18 protein-coding genes and 1 pseudogene are annotated in these 16460 nt (G+C 61.7%); 6 read left to right on the forward strand and 13 right to left on the reverse strand.

Features of this window, described 5'->3' with window-relative positions; genetic code table 11:
* Positions 1-12 precede the first annotated feature (12 nt).
* From BKP54_RS11540 to BKP54_RS11565, 6 genes are all read right to left on the reverse strand, one after another.
* Positions 13-582 carry an AAA family ATPase gene (locus BKP54_RS11540; protein ID WP_084814466.1) on the reverse strand — a complete coding sequence of 190 codons (570 nt, stop codon included), beginning with the start codon at positions 580-582 and terminating at the stop codon, positions 13-15.
* Positions 579-1541 carry a glycine--tRNA ligase subunit alpha gene (locus tag BKP54_RS11545; protein WP_084814467.1) on the reverse strand — a complete coding sequence of 321 codons (963 nt, stop codon included), beginning with the start codon at positions 1539-1541 and terminating at the stop codon, positions 579-581. Before BKP54_RS11545 ends, BKP54_RS11540 begins: the two co-directional genes overlap by 4 nt.
* Positions 1542-1651: 110 nt before the next feature.
* Complete coding sequence (locus BKP54_RS11550) at positions 1652-1843, reverse strand: membrane protein (protein ID WP_025426113.1); 192 nt, start codon at positions 1841-1843, stop codon at positions 1652-1654.
* Between the two features lie 141 nt (positions 1844-1984).
* Positions 1985-2851, reverse strand: a complete 867-nt coding sequence (locus tag BKP54_RS11555; protein ID WP_025426112.1) for a S49 family peptidase — start codon at positions 2849-2851, stop codon at positions 1985-1987.
* A 76-nt stretch (positions 2852-2927) separates the two neighbouring features.
* Complete coding sequence (locus BKP54_RS11560) at positions 2928-3704, reverse strand: methyltransferase (RefSeq protein WP_025426111.1); 777 nt, start codon at positions 3702-3704, stop codon at positions 2928-2930.
* A gap of 52 nt (positions 3705-3756) precedes the next feature.
* On the reverse strand, positions 3757-3978 hold the full coding sequence (locus BKP54_RS11565; RefSeq protein WP_025426110.1) for a DUF2007 domain-containing protein: 222 nt from the start codon (positions 3976-3978) through the stop codon (positions 3757-3759).
* A gap of 108 nt (positions 3979-4086) precedes the next feature.
* Between BKP54_RS11565 and BKP54_RS11570 the strand changes: the two genes are divergently transcribed.
* From BKP54_RS11570 to moaB, 4 genes are all read left to right on the forward strand, one after another.
* Entirely contained in the window at positions 4087-5103 is a 1017-nt protein-coding gene (locus BKP54_RS11570; protein ID WP_025426109.1) for a polyprenyl synthetase family protein, read from the forward strand.
* Between the two features lie 164 nt (positions 5104-5267).
* Entirely contained in the window at positions 5268-7100 is a 1833-nt protein-coding gene (locus BKP54_RS11575) for a tetratricopeptide repeat protein (RefSeq protein WP_025426108.1), read from the forward strand.
* 7 nt (positions 7101-7107) lie between these two features.
* Entirely contained in the window at positions 7108-8019 is a 912-nt protein-coding gene (locus BKP54_RS11580) for a 4-(cytidine 5'-diphospho)-2-C-methyl-D-erythritol kinase (RefSeq protein WP_025426107.1), read from the forward strand.
* A 1-nt stretch (position 8020) separates the two neighbouring features.
* On the forward strand, positions 8021-8563 hold the full coding sequence (gene moaB / locus BKP54_RS11585) for a molybdenum cofactor biosynthesis protein B (protein WP_025426106.1): 543 nt from the start codon (positions 8021-8023) through the stop codon (positions 8561-8563).
* Positions 8564-8871: 308 nt separating this feature from the next.
* Here the strand turns inward: moaB and BKP54_RS11590 are convergent, their stop codons facing one another.
* Entirely contained in the window at positions 8872-9399 is a 528-nt protein-coding gene (locus BKP54_RS11590; protein ID WP_025426105.1) for a glycosyl transferase, read from the reverse strand.
* 199 nt (positions 9400-9598) lie between these two features.
* On the opposite strand from BKP54_RS11590, the pseudogene BKP54_RS11595 reads away from it, so the two are divergent.
* Both BKP54_RS11595 and BKP54_RS11600 read left to right on the forward strand, forming a co-directional pair.
* A pseudogene (locus tag BKP54_RS11595) lies at positions 9599-10755 on the forward strand (PA0069 family radical SAM protein).
* Positions 10756-11205: 450 nt separating this feature from the next.
* Positions 11206-11856 (forward strand): ribonuclease HII, encoded by a 651-nt coding sequence (locus tag BKP54_RS11600; RefSeq protein WP_025426103.1) that lies wholly within the window; start codon positions 11206-11208, stop codon positions 11854-11856.
* A gap of 375 nt (positions 11857-12231) precedes the next feature.
* On the opposite strand, the gene BKP54_RS11605 is transcribed toward BKP54_RS11600, so the two are convergent.
* The 6 genes from BKP54_RS11605 to BKP54_RS11630 form a co-directional block, all read right to left on the reverse strand.
* Positions 12232-12717: a F0F1 ATP synthase subunit B gene (locus tag BKP54_RS11605; RefSeq protein ID WP_025426102.1), complete on the reverse strand. Its 486-nt coding sequence runs from the start codon at positions 12715-12717 to the stop codon at positions 12232-12234.
* 13 nt (positions 12718-12730) lie between these two features.
* Positions 12731-13348, reverse strand: a complete 618-nt coding sequence (locus tag BKP54_RS11610; protein WP_025426101.1) for a F0F1 ATP synthase subunit B — start codon at positions 13346-13348, stop codon at positions 12731-12733.
* A 76-nt stretch (positions 13349-13424) separates the two neighbouring features.
* A complete protein-coding gene (locus BKP54_RS11615) occupies positions 13425-13652 on the reverse strand; it encodes a F0F1 ATP synthase subunit C (protein ID WP_025426100.1) in 228 nt (75 codons plus the stop codon).
* An 81-nt stretch (positions 13653-13733) separates the two neighbouring features.
* Entirely contained in the window at positions 13734-14486 is a 753-nt protein-coding gene (locus tag BKP54_RS11620) for a F0F1 ATP synthase subunit A (RefSeq protein WP_025426099.1), read from the reverse strand.
* 60 nt (positions 14487-14546) lie between these two features.
* A complete protein-coding gene (locus BKP54_RS11625; RefSeq protein WP_025426098.1) occupies positions 14547-14906 on the reverse strand; it encodes an AtpZ/AtpI family protein in 360 nt (119 codons plus the stop codon).
* Between the two features lie 297 nt (positions 14907-15203).
* A complete protein-coding gene (locus BKP54_RS11630) occupies positions 15204-16379 on the reverse strand; it encodes a cell wall hydrolase (RefSeq protein WP_025426097.1) in 1176 nt (391 codons plus the stop codon).
* Positions 16380-16460: the final 81 nt, after the last annotated feature.

The following is a 16460-nucleotide window of genomic DNA, read 5'->3' on the forward strand; positions in this document are numbered from 1 at the left end:
ATCGAATAGGATTTAAGGAAACATGCAGTAGCCTCGAGCTATCCGCGTCGCAATCGCGTCGGCAGCTTCATCTGCGCCGAGATTGGTGACGTCGAGCTCGATGAGCTGGTCGCATTTTCCTTTCAACAGAGCGTGCCGGCCTCTGAGATCGATCAGCACCTGCGGATCGGTCAGTTTGTGGACCTTGGAGCGGCCGGCGCGCGTCAGCCGCTTCAGGTTTTCCTCTATCGAACAGTCGAGAACGACCGCGACGAAACGGGCGCTGCGCTCGCTAGCCAGCGCCATATAGTCTTCGAACGCCCGGCTGTCGAATGCGTCATCCGACAGCGCATCGGTGAAGAGGAAGGATTGACCGGCATCGGCCTGGCGCACATGGTCGAGCACCGCCGTTCTGATCGTCGCCCGCAGCGACCAATAGAGCGGCGTGCCCCTGGTAAACAGTGCCTCGGCCGGATTGATCAGCGTATGGTTGTCGGCAAGCCTCGCGCCGAGATGATCGGCGAGATGGCGTGCGATGGTCAGCTTTCCGGTGCCCGGCCAGCCATTGATATGAACGATGAGGCTGGCTGGCTCGGCGATCAAGCGGCGTCCCGGTTGAGGTTCGCGCCGCCGGCATCGGTCAGCAGGAACGCCTCGCCACAGGCCTTTGCCAATGTGCGGACGCGCAGAATGTAGCTTTGCCGCTCGGTGACCGAAATCACCCCGCGCGCATCGAGCAGGTTGAAGACGTGGCTCGCCTTGATGCACTGGTCGTAGGCGGGGAAGACACACTTGTGCAGGTGGTTGTTTGTGCCGTTGCCCGGCGCGCCGGCCGCCAGCAGAGTCTGGCACTCTACCTCGGCATCGATGAAGTGCTGATGCAGCATGGCGGTGTTGGCGTATTCGAAGTTGTACCGCGAATATTCCTGCTCCGCCTGCAGGAACACGTCGCCATAGCTGATCTTCTCGTCGCCTTCGCGGCCGTTGAAGTTCAGATCATAGACGTTGTCGACGCCCTGGACATACATCGCCAGACGCTCGAGACCGTAGGTCAGTTCACCAGCAACCGGAGAGCATTCGATGCCGCAGACCTGCTGGAAATAGGTGAACTGCGACACTTCCATGCCGTCGCACCAGCATTCCCAGCCAAGGCCCCAGGCGCCCAGCGTCGGGCTTTCCCAGTCGTCCTCGACGAAGCGGATATCGTGCAGCAACGGGTCGAGGCCGATCGCCTCCAGCGAGCCAAGATAAAGCTCCTGCAGGTTGGACGGGTTCGGCTTCAGGATCACCTGATATTGATAATAGTGCTGAAGACGGTTCGGGTTCTCGCCATAGCGGCCGTCGGTCGGGCGACGGGACGGCTGGACATAGGCTGCGCGCCACGGACGGGGACCGAGCGCACGCAGCGTCGTTGCCGGATGAAACGTACCGGCACCGACTTCCATGTCGTAGGGCTGCAGCACCGCGCAACCCTTGTCGGCCCAATAGTTGTGCAGCGTCAGGATCAGAGCCTGGAACGAGCGCTTGGGGTTCATGTGGTCGGGCAGCGAGGCGGTGGTCATGGGGAACGTCCGAATTCTTCACGAAATGAGAGCCGGACAGGTGCCACGCCGGGCGACAGGGGTCAAGCGCTGAGGCGGCTCTCCGTGCACGCAAAGGTGCACGAAAAATCTCAGTCGTCTTCGCGCTTGAGCCGGTATTCGCCGGTCTCGGGATCCTTGACGAGGGTTCCGCTCGCGCCGGTCTGCTGCTCGCGGCGCGTCTGGTCGCGCTGACGCGTCAGCTTCTGGGCATCCGCAATGAACTTGCGGTAGCCGATCCATAGAACGAAGCCTGCGATCAGGAGCAGGATAAGCTGCGGCATCTTTCCTCCCTACTGCATATTTTTATCCTTAAATCGAAGTCGATTTAAGGATAAAAATATGCAGCCATTCAAAGTGCTACAGCGACATTTGCGCGTCTAATAAGACGCGCGGCGCTGTAGGCTCGTCGCACCGGTCGCGGCTCAAAGCCCGAAACGCGCCCACAATGCCCTTTCCTCTACTGCTTCGGCAAGACCCGCCATCGCAGAAGCCGCGATCGGTGCAGCGATATCGCCGGCAATCGATGCGCCGGTCTGGCGCCGCCCGAAAAGGCTGCGCGCCGGCTGGATCAGTTCGAGCCGCGCCTTCTCGCCATAGCGCTTCTTCACCTCGCCGCGCAGATCGCCGAGGCCGTCGATCAGACCCAGTTCCAATCCGCGCCGCCCAGTCCAGAAAAGCCCGGAAAAAACGTCGGGATGGTCGGCCAGCAGCTGTCCGCGGCGGGCCTTCACCATCTGGATGAAGGTGTCGTGGATATCGAGCTGCAGGCTCTTCAGGAACTCGATGTCGCGTTCTTTCTCTGGCTGGAACGGGTCGAGCATGACCTTGTTCTCGCCGGCGGTATAGACGCGCCGCTCGACACCGATCTTCTTCAACAGTTCCGGAAAGCCGAAGCCGCCGGAGACGACACCGATGGAACCGACGATCGACGTCGGATCGGCGATGATCTCGTCGCCGGCAAGCGCGATCATGTAACCGCCGGAAGCGGCCACGTCCTCGACGAAGACGAGCACGCGCTTCTTCTTTTCCTGGGCGAGATCGCGGATGCGCTGGTAGATCAGTCGCGACTGCACCGGCGAACCGCCGGGAGAGTTGATCGAAATCGCAACGGCCGGAGCCTCCTTCACCGCGAAGGCCTTCTCCAGCAGCGGCGCGACTGAGGCCAGATTGAGTGCCGGACGAAACTGGCCACCACCGGCCATGATTGCGCCGTGAAGCCGCACGACGGGGATGGCAATGCCATCCCGCCGAAAACGCCTCGGCATCAGCCTTTTGAAGAACCCGGCCATTTCAACTCCTGCAATACGAACACTTGTTCCTGCATGTATGCACTGGTCGTCCAAACGCAATGCCGGATACGGTAAATCAACGGCGCCGATAGGCAGCGCGTCCGTTGTTGAGATCGTCGACATCGCCGGCAAAGCGATGGGCGCCCTCCTCGTGCACCATCAGCGGCGCTCGCAGCACCAGCCGCTTGCGGCTCTGCTTGATCGCGGTCACGAGGATGCGCACGGCATTCTCGCCGGTGCGCGGATGCAGCGGCGTAATCTCGATACCGCCGAAGCGGCGGCCACAGGCGGCAATGATATCCGCGATCGATTCCGGCCGGGCGATCAGCGACAATTGTCCGCCCGGCTTCATGATCGCACCCGCCGTCTTGATCCAGATCTCGAACAGGCCGTCGCTCATCGCATGCGCCTCTGCCTTGAGGCTGTCCGGCGTGCGGCGGTCGGAAGCATCGTTGAAAGGGGGGTTCATGATCACGTGATCGAAGGCATCGTCGGGCAAGCCGGCGGCACGGCGCGCCCTGCCGGTAAGCGCAACGTCCGCCTCGATCACCGACACCCGCTCGGCGAAACGCCCGTTTTCGGGAAGCGCGAGGCTTCGGCGTGCAAACGCCGCCATGGTCGGCGAACGCTCCACCAGCACGACCTCGGCCAGATCGAGCCGCGAGGCGACCGCCATGCCGGCCGCACCCGCTCCGGCGCCAAGGTCGGCCACACGGCAGGCGCGGTCAGAAGCAACCAGCGAAGCGAGCAACATCGCATCCATGCCGGAGCGATGTCCCTGCCCCAGCGGCTGCACGACATGGAACCTGCCGCGGTGGAATGCATCGACCGTCTCAGACTCGACAAGCGTCATAGGTCCTTCGCTCATGGCCGATCGTCACACATAGGCGCCGACGAACCGCTGATCATGCCCGCAACTCCGCTTCCAACCCCGCTTCGACGAGGATGCGGCGCGCGGCATCGGCATCGTCGTCCGGCACGAGGAAACGGCGCGGCAGCAGGCCCAGCGATCCCTCCAGAATGCTCATGCCCTGATCGGCGATCAGGCTGTTGATACCGGCGTCCTTCATCAAGCTCTCGGCAAAAGAGAGCAGAACGACGTCGTTGGTGCGGATCAATTCCTTCATCCAGCGGTTTTTCCTGTCCTATTTCAGCAAGCGGGACAATTCGCCTCTTGCCGCACGTGCCCCCCCTTCCTATTGTCGAAAGCGACAATGAAAACAGGAGTCCCGGTGTTGGGCGTAGTGATACCGCTGGAAGACAGCAAAAACAAACTGGCGTCCGTGAAACCGCTCGTTGACTTGACGTCTCCCGACATGGAACGCGTCAACCAGCTCATCCTGTCGAGGGCCGGGTCCGACGTCCAGATGATTCCTGAGGTCGCCAACCACCTGATTTCCTCCGGTGGAAAGCGCCTGCGACCGATGCTGACGCTCGCCTCCGCCGCGATGTTCGGTTACGAGGGCGACGCTCACGTCAAGCTCGCCACCAGCGTCGAGTTCATGCATACGGCAACGCTGCTGCATGACGATGTCGTGGACGAAAGCGACCTGCGCCGCGGCAAATCCACCGCTCGGACGATCTGGGGCAACCAGGCAAGCGTGCTCGTCGGCGACTTCCTGCTCGGCCAGGCCTTCCGCATGATGGTCGATGTCGGCTCGCTCGATGCGCTCGACGTGCTGTCGACCGCTGCGTCGGTGATCGCCGAGGGCGAGGTGCTGCAGCTTTCCGTCGCCAAGAACATGGAGACGACCGAGGACGACTATCTCCAGGTCATCCGCGCCAAGACCGCAGCGCTGTTCGCCGCGGCCGCAGAAGTCGGGCCGATCGTCGCCCAGACCAGCAAATCCGACCGCAATGCGCTCAAATCCTACGGCATGAATCTCGGCCTCGCCTTCCAGCTCGTCGACGACGTGCTCGACTATGGCGGTTCTGCCAGCGATCTCGGCAAGAATGTCGGCGACGATTTCCGCGAAGGCAAGATCACCCTTCCGGTGATCCTGTCCTATCGTCGCGGCACACCGGAGGACCGCGCCTTCTGGCGTCAGGCGATCGAAGGCGGCGACAGCAGCGATGCCAACCTTGAAAAGGCGCTCGGCCTGATCAAGCGATATGGGGGCTTAAGCGATACCATCGCCCGTGCCCAGCACTATGGCACGATCGCGCGCGATGCCTTGGCACCGCTCCCGGTTTCGCCGTGGAAATCGGCGCTGGTCGAGGTCATCGACTTCTGCATCGACCGGGTCAGCTGACGCGCGCGCCCGGCCGAACCTGGACATCCAAGAGGAATTTCTTGCCGCGTTGCGCCAAAAAAGCCATTCTGTTCCTCAAGAGTTGTGCCAGGCAACACGTGGCTGATTCCAAAACAACCCTCAGTCGTGCGCAAGGCCGAGAGATCGGCAATGAAAGGTTTGACATGCGGCAAAAGACGATCCTCCGCCTTCTCAGCGGCGCTGCACTGATGGCTCTTGCCTCGGTCAGCGGCAGCTACCAGGCTTTCGCCGAGGAAAAGGCCGCCGTCGAAGAGACCGAGCCTTTCGACATCACGTCCGTCAACACCTTTGCAGGTGCGTTCCTGGCTGCCCGCACGGCCGACACGGACCGTGACTTTGCCGCAGCCAACGAGCTTTACCGCATCGCCCTGCAGTTCGAGCCGAACAACAACGAAGTCAAGCAGCGGCTGATGATCACCCTGCTGATGGCCGGCAAGTTCGACGATGGCGCCAAGATCGCCGAGCAGTTGAAATCCGATCCCGCTGTCGAGCGCATCACCACCGTCATCCGTGCGATCGAGGCGATCCGCAAGCGCGAATACCGCAACGCGCAGAAGCTCTTGAACTATGAGGGCCCGAACGACCTCGACCGGCTGATGAACGGCCTGCTTTCGGCCTGGGCCAAATTCGGCCAGGGCAAGCCCAAAGAGGCGCTGGCGCAGGTCAACGGTCTCGAAGGACCGGACTGGTTCCGCGTATTCAAGAATTATCATGCCGGCGCGATCGCCATCGCTTCCGGTGACAAGGCCACCGCTCGCGCCAAGCTCAACGACGCGATCCTCGATCGCGAAGGCGGCAGTGCTGCGCCTGACACGTTCATGCGGGCGGTCGAGGCATTGGCGCGCTTCGAGGCGCGCGAAGGCAACAAACAGAAGGCGCTCGACACGGTCGCCGTCGGCGAGAACATGGTCAACAACTACACCCCGCTCGAGGCACTTCGGAAAAACATCGAGACCGGCCTACCCCAGGAGCAGCAGGTTAAGAACGCATCGCAGGGTGCGGCAGCCGTGCTGTTTTCCATCGGCGGCGCGCTCAACCGTGAAGGCGCCGAAGACATCGTCTCGCTCTATCTGCAGACGGCGCGTCGTCTCGACCCTGACAGCGCCGACATTCTCGTGATGCTTGCCGGCATCGCCGAGAACCTGAAAAAGCCGAAGGAAGCGATCGAGCTTTACCAGAGCGTGCCCGAGGCTTCGCCGATGCGCCGCCTGTCCGAGCTGCAGCTTGGCCTCAGCCTTGCCAGCATCGGCAAGGTGGATGAAGCCAAGAAGCACTTGAAGGCGCTGATCGACGTCGACCCGAAGAATATCCGCAACTATCTCGCCTATGGCAGCGTGCTTTCCGATGCCAAGGACTACAAGGAGATGGGCGAGCTTTACGACCGCGCCGTCGACGCGATCGGCCCTGTGCCGAAGCGCAGCGACTGGACCGTGTTCTTCCAGCGCGGCATCGCCTATGAGCGCCAGAAACTCTGGGACAAGGCCGAGCCGAGCTTCCGCAAGGCCCTGGAACTCAACCCGGATCAGCCGCAGGTGCTGAATTATCTCGGCTATTCCTGGGTCGACATGAACATCAATCTGGAACAAGGGCTCGACATGATCCGCAAGGCGGTCGAGTTGAAGCCGGACGACGGCTACATCGTCGATTCGCTCGGCTGGGCCTATTTCCGCATGAACCGCTTCGACGATGCGGTGGTCGAGCTTGAAAAGGCAGCCGAGCTGATGGCCGGCGACCCGACCATCAACGACCATCTCGGCGATGCCTATTGGCGCGTCGGCCGCAAGCTGGAAGCCGTGTTCCAATGGACCCAGACGCTTGAGCTGAAGCCCGAAGAGGAAGAGATCCCGAAGATCAAGGCCAAGATCGAAAACGGCCTGCCGGCGCTTAAGGAAGTGGTTCCGGCCTCTGCCGACGCCAAGGAAACAGCGCCGAAGAAGGTCACCCCGGAGGCGCCTGCGCCGGACAAGAAGTCCTGATCACAGCATGCTTCAAGGCGAGATTGCGGGCTTCGCGCTGACACGGGCGGCGCCCGCCAAGATCAACCTGGCACTGCATGTCGTCGGCCAACGGGCCGACGGCCACCATCTTCTCGAAAGTCTCGTCACCTTTGCCGATCGCGGCGACCGGATCGGCCTGACTCCGTCGGAGCAGGACCGTTTCACTCTGTCCGGGCCATTCGCCGCCGAATTGTCGACGACGGGTGACGACCAGGATGGCAATCTCGTGCTCAAGGCGCGGGACCTGCTGCGCCAGGCTCTGGCATCGCAGGGCGTCGACACCGGCCCGGTCCACATTCATCTCGAAAAGAACCTGCCCATCGCCTCGGGCATCGGCGGCGGGTCCGCCGATGCGGCCGCAACGCTTCGCGGCCTTCTCGACCTCTGGAAGACCGGCATCGAACCGGCGTTGCTCGCCGCCTTGGCGCTGAAACTCGGCGCCGACGTGCCAATGTGCCTAGACGGCAGGTCGCTTATTGCCAGTGGCATCGGCGAAGAGATCACCCCTGCCATTGAGCTTCCCTCCTTCCCGATCGTGCTGGTCAATCCTCTGGTCGCGGTCTCGACGCCGGTGATCTTCCGGACGCTGGAAAAGAAGAACAACCCACCGCTTGTGATCCCGGATGGCCTCGGCTCCCCTGCGGCCTGGCTTTCGGCCATGGCGGCGATGCGCAACGACCTGGAGCCGCCGGCGCGCCGGCTGCAGCCGGTAATCGCCGACGTCTCCGGCGCGCTGGCAACAACCGGAGCCGCGCTGGTGCGGATGTCCGGTTCAGGCGCCACCTGCTTCGGCCTGTTCGACAGCGACGAAAGCGCGCAGCGCGCCGCCTACACTCTTTCTGCCGCCCATCCTGAATGGTACGTTCTCGCCGGCAGAACCGTGGGCAGAGGGAAATAGAATGGCCGGGATCAATGACAATCGCCCTTTCGTCCCCGTCGGCATCGCCATACTGACAGTGTCCGACACGCGCACGCTGGCCGACGACAAATCCGGCGACACGCTTGAGGCGCGGGTGCGCGACGCCGGTCATCGTCTGGAGGCACGCGCAATCGTGCCGGACGATCGGCAAAGGATCCGCGATCAGGTGGAGGCCTGGACGCTCGACGAGACAATCGACGTGGTGATCACCACCGGCGGAACAGGCTTCACCGGCCGCGACGTCACGCCGGAGGCGCTCGAACCGCTGTTCGAGAAACGCATGGATGGCTTCTCCGAAGTTTTTCACCGGATTTCCTACGAGAAGATCGGCACCTCGACGATTCAGTCGCGCGCGACAGGCGGTGTCGCCAACGCCACCTTCATCTTCGTCCTGCCGGGGTCCCCCGGGGCCTGCAAGGATGCCTGGGACGGCATTCTCAAGCAACAACTCGACTACCGGCACATGCCGTGCAACTTCGTCGAGATCATGCCGCGGCTCGACGAGCATCTGAAACGGGGCTGACGCCTCAATCGGCGACCCAATTGTGCCGCGAGACAAGCCTGTTCCCTGGGGAACTGCGAAACCCGCAACCGCCTGCTACAGCTTCCAACGTCAGCTCGCATTGAGGGATCGCAACGAGATCCGAGCAAATCCTTCGACCGGAGCAAAGACGGCCCATCGCCGATGTCCCCCCAAGCGATGGGAACAAAAACATACGACGCGCGGCTCGCCCGGTCGCTCGGACAAGACTTTGCTAGCAAGGAAATTTGGTAGCCGCTTGGAGGTGCCGTCCGCAGGACAGGCACCTTTTTTGTTGGAGCGAATTTACTCTAGGCGCTCTGCCTGCTGTCAACGGCGACCCAGGCGGGGACAAGCTCCGTCGCAAGCTTTCGAACGGCGCGGATATTCGTCATTTCGCCCAGCGGCATCTTCCCGCGCGCGATCGCCAAGGCGTCGCGCTTGTGCACGAGGAAGCCCGCCTCCAGCGGCTTTACGCGCCGCGCGAGACGATGCAGCAACGGCTTGCGGTGCATTCGCGATGGCGAGAAACGGGCCGGCCCCTTGTGAAGCGACACATACTCGACGAGCTCATCCACCCAGCGCCCTATCGGCCGAGCACCGGGCTCAAGCAGCATCAGCCACTCGCCGCGCGCGGAGCGCACGATTTCGCCCAGATCCCAATCGACGCAGAAACGGCAGCCGGCGGCATCTGCCACGCGCACCGACCCGTCCTTCGAGCCATGATCGAGGATGATGACATCGCTGACCAAACCTTCGACGGCGCCTGCCACGAGCACGGACAGCGTCTGTGCCAGTTCCGCCTCGTTGTCACGTGTTTCCATGATGATCGTCAGCATAGCTGTTCCTACCGCATTGCAGCGTAAAATGCTACATCCGCGTGGCATGACCGCGCCCGCGATTTGTCCGATCGCCAAGTCATGCCGGTCGCTCTCGTTTCAGCACGCGCGATTTTTGTTCTTGAATTGTTCTTGTTTTCGCGATAGGAAAATAATCAGAACAAAACGGGATCAAACGGGTGATCCCTCGGAGATTCCGATGAAAGAGCTGTCTCAGATCAGGCAGGGTGCGCTTGCACCCGCCAACACGGCAGAGGTTGCCGAAGCATTGATGAGCGGGACCGGTCTCAGGATCGAGAATGACCGTCGCCGCGGGCGGGGTGCCGGACTGAACATGTCGGGCCGCTTTGAGCCGCAGGCGCGCGAGGTCTTCGACGACGGTTGGGAGAGCCTTGAGGACCTGCCTCCCTTCAAGACCGAGGTGCAGGTGGAAAAGCCGCGCTCGGTGATCAGCCGCAACGATTCTCCCGACATTTCCTTCGATCGCTCGATCAACCCTTATCGCGGCTGCGAGCATGGATGCATTTATTGTTTTGCCCGTCCGACACATGCCTATATGGGGCTTTCGGCCGCCTCGATTTCGAGGCGAAGCTCTTTGCCAAGCCCGACGCCCCACGCCTGCTGGAGCGCGAGCTCGCCCGCACGGACTACAAGGTGAGGCCGATTGCGATCGGCACCAACACCGATCCCTACCAGCCGATTGAGAAGGAATGGCGGATCATGCGCCAGATCCTCGAAGTGCTGCAGGCCGCCAACCATCCTGTCATGATCGTGACGAAGTCGGCGATGGTGACGCGCGACATCGATCTGCTTGCACCGATGGCAGAAAAGGGACTTGCACGGGTCGGCATTTCGGTGACGACGCTCGACCGAAAGCTGGCGCGTACGATGGAGCCACGTGCTTCGACCCCTTCCAAACGACTGGAAGCGATGCGCGCCCTCACCGAAGCCGGCATTCCGACCGGCGTGCTGGTGTCGCCGATCATCCCGGCCCTCAACGATCATGAGATCGAACGGGTTTTGGAAGCCTCCCGATCGGCAGGAGCGCTGGAAGCGACCTATGTGCTGCTGCGCCTGCCGCTGGAGGTCAGCCCGCTCTTTCGCGACTGGCTGCTGCGGAACTATCCGGACCGCTATCGGCACGTCATGTCGCTTATCCGCTCGATGCGTGGCGGCAAGGATTATGACGCCGAGTTCGGCAAGCGCATGAAGGGCGCCGGTCCCTATGCCTGGCAGATCGGCCGCCGGTTTGAACTTGCGGCCAAACGCCTCGGTCTCAACCTCAATCGTCGACAGTTGCGCGACGACATTTTCGTGCCGCCACTCGGAACCGGCGTCCAGCTATCGCTGCTCTAGAGCATTTCCAGGAAAAGTGCGAAGCGGTTTTCCGTCAGGAAATGCGTAAAAACAAGGAGATAGAGCGTTCCGCGATTCCGTCTAAATCGGAACGCCCTAGCGGCAATCGGTATTGCGTATGTCGCTGGAGAAGTGGAGTTTTCGACCGCTCAGGTCAGGAATGCGAGGTGTGGCCTGAAGGCAAAATAACCTCAATGGTTGGCCGGAATGGGCAGGCATCGGTCTTGAGACGCCCGGTTCCCTGGATCGGCTGCGATTTGGGAAGCAGGTCACGGCGCAAGTTCATGCGAGCAGCGTCCCTCGCGCGTCATATCTGGCGCGCGGCGACAGAATTGAATTCCGGCGTCTCCTCCGTGCCTCATCAGGATGACGCTGGCATACCCCCCGGCTGCCGCCGCACTCAGATCGGGGGACTTGAAGAGAATCGGTCGATCATGCGAGTTTCGCCGCATGTCACATCGCAGATCGACCGATTCTCCCCTTTTCCCGGATATTATCCTTGCGCCCGATTTCAGCTTTGAACTGGCTGCCAGAAGGGACGGCGCCTGGCCGGTCGCTGGCGCCGACGAGGCCGGCCGAGGGCCGCTTGCCGGACCCGTCGTTGCCGCCGCGGTCATCCTCGACCCGGATGCCATCCCCGAAGGCCTGAACGACAGCAAAAAATTGAGCGCCGCTGAGCGCGAACGGCTGTTCGATGAGATCCTGGCAACCGCCACCGTTTCCATCGCCTCTTCCTCGGCCACCACGATCGATACCATCGATATCCGCAAGGCAAGCCTCGAGGCGATGCGACGGGCCGTCGACGGCCTGTCCCTGACCGCGCGTTTCGTGCTGGTCGATGGCCGCGATGTTCCGCCCGGTCTTGGCTGTCACGCCAAGGCGGTGGTCAAGGGCGACGCCCGCTCGCTCTCGATCGCCGCGGCATCGATCGTCGCCAAGGTGACGCGCGACCGGATGATGGAACGGGCCGATGTCGCTCACCCCGGCTACGGCTTTGCGGCTCATGCCGGCTACGCGACAGTGGTGCATCGCAAGGCAATCGATGCCAAGGGCCCCTGCCCGCTGCATCGCATGAGCTTCCGTCCGCTGCGCAAGGATTGACGTTCGGCATCGTTGAAACCTCGCCGTCTGGATCGACACAAACCGATGCCGATGGCGGCCCCCCCGGAAGGTGCGCTTGACGGCGCAGCGCGTCATAGACGGAGACAGACGAGCGGTGACGCGGCAGGCTTTGCTGTAGCCATGTCTCCGCCCCCTGCCGAGCCGCTCCGGTCACCGCATCTGCGGTAATCCGCCGCCCGCCCCTGACCATCGGCCGGCGTTCCGCGGGGTTTCCCCCCTTATCGAGCCCAAACAGGTTCCGGACGTCACGGAAGACATCCCGAACTGGCGCTCGCACGCATCACCCAAGGCTATCCCAAAAACAAAAAGCCCCGCACGTGGCGGGGCCTTTAAATCGTATCTTGCAGCCGAGGCTTAGTTCAGGCGCGACTTGACTTCGCCAAGTGCCTTCTTGAACAGCTCGCTCTGGGCGCCGGCGTCAGCCTTGGCAGCAACAATCTTTTCGGCAGCGCTGATGGCCAGATCGACGGCAGCCGAACGAACGGCGTTGATCGCGTCGCTTTCGGCCTGCTTGATCTTCTGTTCCGACAGCGCGGTCCGGCGGGTGACGAATTCTTCCGTCTTCTGCTTGGCTTCGGCGGTCAGCATTTCTGCTTCGCGCTGGGCAGCGGCAACGATACCGGCAGCTTCCGCTTCGGCATCCTTGCGCTTGCGCTGGTATTCGGCAACGAGGGCCTGGGCTTCTTCGCGCAGGCGCTTGGCTTCCGCCAGTTCGTTGCCGATCTTGTCGGCGCGTCCGTCGAGCGCCTTGCCGATCATGCCCGGAACCTTGAGGTAGGCAATCAGGACGAAGAACAGGATCAAGCCGACGAGGGCATAGAAGGTCGCATCAAGATGCATGGTTCAGTGCTCCTCAGTTAACGGCCGATGCCTTGACGGCAGCGACGATCTCAGCCTTGGTGACGGTGCCACCAATGAGCTGCTTGACGACGGCCGTTGCAGTTTCCTCGGCGATAGCGCCGACGTCTGCGAGTGCCTTGGCCTTGATGTCGGCGATGCGGTCTTCCGCAGCGGCGATCTTCTTGGAAAGATCGGCTTCGACAGCGTTGCGGTCGGCGACAGCCTTGGACTTGGCAGCTTCGCGCGCGCCGTCTGCAATCTGATGACCCTTGGCCTTGGCAGTTGCCAAATCCTGCTCATAGGATGCGATGGCAGCGTCAGCTTCGCCCTTCAGGCGCGACGCTTCGTCGAGATCCTGAGCGATGCGGTCGTGACGGGTTTCAAGAATTCCGCCGATGCGCGGAATGATGACCTTCGACATCAAGAGATAGAAGAGGCCAAACGTGATCGCGAGCCAGAGCAGCTGCGATGCGAAATGGGTCGAATCAAAGGGCGGGAACACGCCGGAGCCAGCCTCGCCTTCGTGGGCCACACCCGTTTCGGTGTGCACCTCACCGGCCGCAGCGGCATCGTGTGCTTCGGCGCCTTCAGTGGTGGTTGACTGCTGGGCATAGGCCGCGGTCACAAACATGCTCACCTCCAGGTGCACTCAAGAATATGCGCGGCCGCGACCCTTTGACAGGTCGCGGCCGAAACTCCAGCCGTTATTAGACGGCGAAGAGGAGGAGCAGGGCTACGAGCAGCGAGAAGATGCCCAGAGCTTCCGTAACGGCGAAGCCGAATACGAGGCGGCCGAACTGGCCGTCAGCAGCCGACGGGTTGCGCAGCGCGCCAGAGAGGTAGCTGCCGAAGATGTTGCCGAGGCCGAGAGCCGTGCCGGCCATACCGAGGCAAGCCAGACCTGCGCCGATGTACTTTGCTGCTTCCGCTTCCATGATTGAACTCCTTCGAATGGTGTTGCGGCTTAGGATTGCGCTTCCGACGGAGGACCGGCCGGAAGCAAGCGACTGTATTCCTTAGTGGCTTCCGGGATGGACAGCGTCGTTGAGGTACATGCAGGTCAGTACCGCGAAGACATAGGCCTGGAGGAAGCAGACGAGGAATTCAAGACCGGTGATAGCGACGGTCATGATGAGCGGCAGGATCGCACCACCGATGCCGAGCGCGCCAAGGGCGCTCAGGGAGGTGACGAAGCCAGCGAAAACCTTCAGCGTGATGTGGCCGGCCAACATGTTGGCGAAGAGACGGACCGAAAGGCTGATGGGACGGGAAAGGAACGAGATGATTTCGATCGACACGACCAGCGGCAACAGGATGCCCGGCACGCCGTGAGGCACGAAGAGCTTCAGGAAGCCGAAGCCATGCTTGTAGAAACCATAAAACAGCACCGTGCCGATGACGAACAGCGCCAAGGCGAAGGTGACGATGATCTGGCTGGTGATGGTGAAGAAGTAAGGGAACATGCCGAGCAGGTTCGCCGTCAGGATGAACATGAACAGCGAGAAAACCATCGGGAAGAACTTCATGCCGCCGCTGCCAGCGCCTTCGCGCAGCATCGAAGCGATGAATTCATAGGACATTTCCGAAACCGACTGCATGCGCGTCGGGATCAGCCCGCGCTGCGATGTGGTCAGATAGAGGAAACCGGCAGCGGCACCCACGGTCGCAACCATGAACAGCGACGCATTGGTGAAGGAAAAGTCAATTCCGCCAATTTCGATCGGGACAATCTTGTTGACCAGGAACTGGTGGGTCGGATCGTTTGACACCGCGCTTCTCTTTCGTTCTGCCCGCCTTTAGAGCGGATACCGTGTTTTCCGGGCGACGCCTCAGGCGTCATCTCCGTCCGTCTTGTCATTCCCAGAACTGCGCTTGACCGAGTCGAGTGTCGCCACCATCCCCGCCGAACGCAGTACATTCAACACACCGGCGCAAAAGCCAAGGAGCAGGAAAATGATCATGCCCCACGGCCCTGTACCCGCAAAGTGGTCCAAAAGATAGCCCAGAAACGCCCCAACCACGATGCCAGCGATGAACTCGCTGGAGAGCTTCATTGCCGCCGCATAGCCTTTGCGGCTTTCAGCGGCTCGGGCTTCAGCACCATCCGGCTCACTGGGTCGCTTGGACTCAATCTTTTCGCCGAGCTGCTTCAGCCTTGCTTCCAGACTTTCTTCGGGTTTCTCCGTCACGTGGCTCTCCCCTTGTTGTCCCACACGGTCACGACCATGATTTCGGCCACACAAAAGGCTGCTGTTCAAGCCACGTTTCAGCCCCATTTGAAGTCGCGCGCAACATAGTTTTAGGCTTCCGCATAGTCAAGGCGTGCAAAGCGCTTCGGCGTGGACAATATTTTTCAATGATTTCATCCACTTGATAGCATTCGACGCCATCATACTGACAGACAAGGCCGGGAATCGGCAGATCGCGAGCCAGAATCTCCGGCCCGCGATCGGTGCTTGTGCGCAAGGGGTCGGCAGCTGAACTGGTCAGCTCCAGCCGCCGCCGTAGGTCCGGTAGAAGACGTGCAGGCCGATCTTGCCGACACGCTTCATCGTCTTTGCCCAGGCCGGGTTTACATAGGTTGCGTGATAATGTGTTGCTGAGCCGACTTCGGGCAGCCAGATCTTGCCGGCGGTGACCGCCATGGCAACTTCCTTTGCTTCCTTCCAGTGCGAGCGGGAATAGATCAAATCGCGGATCATGTCGCAGGCGAATGAGAACTGGCAGCGATTGCGCCATGCCTTGTTCTGATAGACGACGCCGCAGATCGTCTTCGGATAGGTCGGATTGCGCACCCGGTTGAGAATCACCTGTGCGACGGCCGCCTGGCCTTTCAGCGGTTCGCTGCGCGCTTCGAAGTAGATGCCTTCGGCGAGGCATGTCTGCTCTTCCTTGCTGAAGACGCCCGCCGGTAGCGGGGTCGCGGCCCAGGCGTGGTCCTCGGGAGAGATATCGGGAATGAAACGTCCGGCATTCTTGTCCTCGCGCAGGATCGAATCGAAGGGCGATTCACGCGCATAGTCCGGCTCGGGCCGGACATAGGCAGTCGCAAGAATGTCGGGCTTGTCGTTGGTGACAAGCTTGGCCAGCATCGGCGAGACGCCGGGATCCGTCTTCGGCGGCTTCTTCTTGTAGAAGGCCGTGGCGATCTCGATCTCCTTGCCTTTGATCTTCGGATTGGCGAAGACCATTTTTTCGGCGCCCTCGAAGCCGGGCTCCATCAGCGAACTCGTGCGCTGCAGGATCGAACCGGCGGTAAAATCCTTGGGTGGGGTGACAGGGGTGACGGCGACGATACGGCCCTTCTTGCCCTTGCGGTTGACGCGGTCTTCATCCGGCGTGCCGGCGTGCTTGCTTTCTGCGGTCAGAGCGACGCGGCTGCCATCGGGAAGATCGATACCGGCGCCGCCATCGAGCGCGCCCGTCGTGATCGGATCGGCAAAGACCATCTCGACTTCGTGGATCGATCCCGCTGGCGACGGCGTCATGTACATCCGCCAGCGCTCACCGCCACGATTGATACCGGACAGGAAGGTCGCAAGGTCGGAATAGGCCGCGACCGTGGGGAAACCGATATACACCGCAAGGCCAATGAGTGCCGGAGCCAGCCAGGCGGAGAAGTTAACACGAGATTCGCGACGCAGTTTGCTACTCTTACGCACCAACCGACTCCACGCAACGCTGATCGAAGGCACGGCTCTGCCCTCGCCGGCGATGAGCCAGCGGACAGGTTCCGCGCAGGA

The sequence above is a fragment of the Ensifer sp. 1H6 genome (assembly GCF_001976035.1).
Classification (GTDB): Bacteria; Pseudomonadota; Alphaproteobacteria; order Rhizobiales; family Rhizobiaceae; genus Ensifer; species Ensifer canadensis.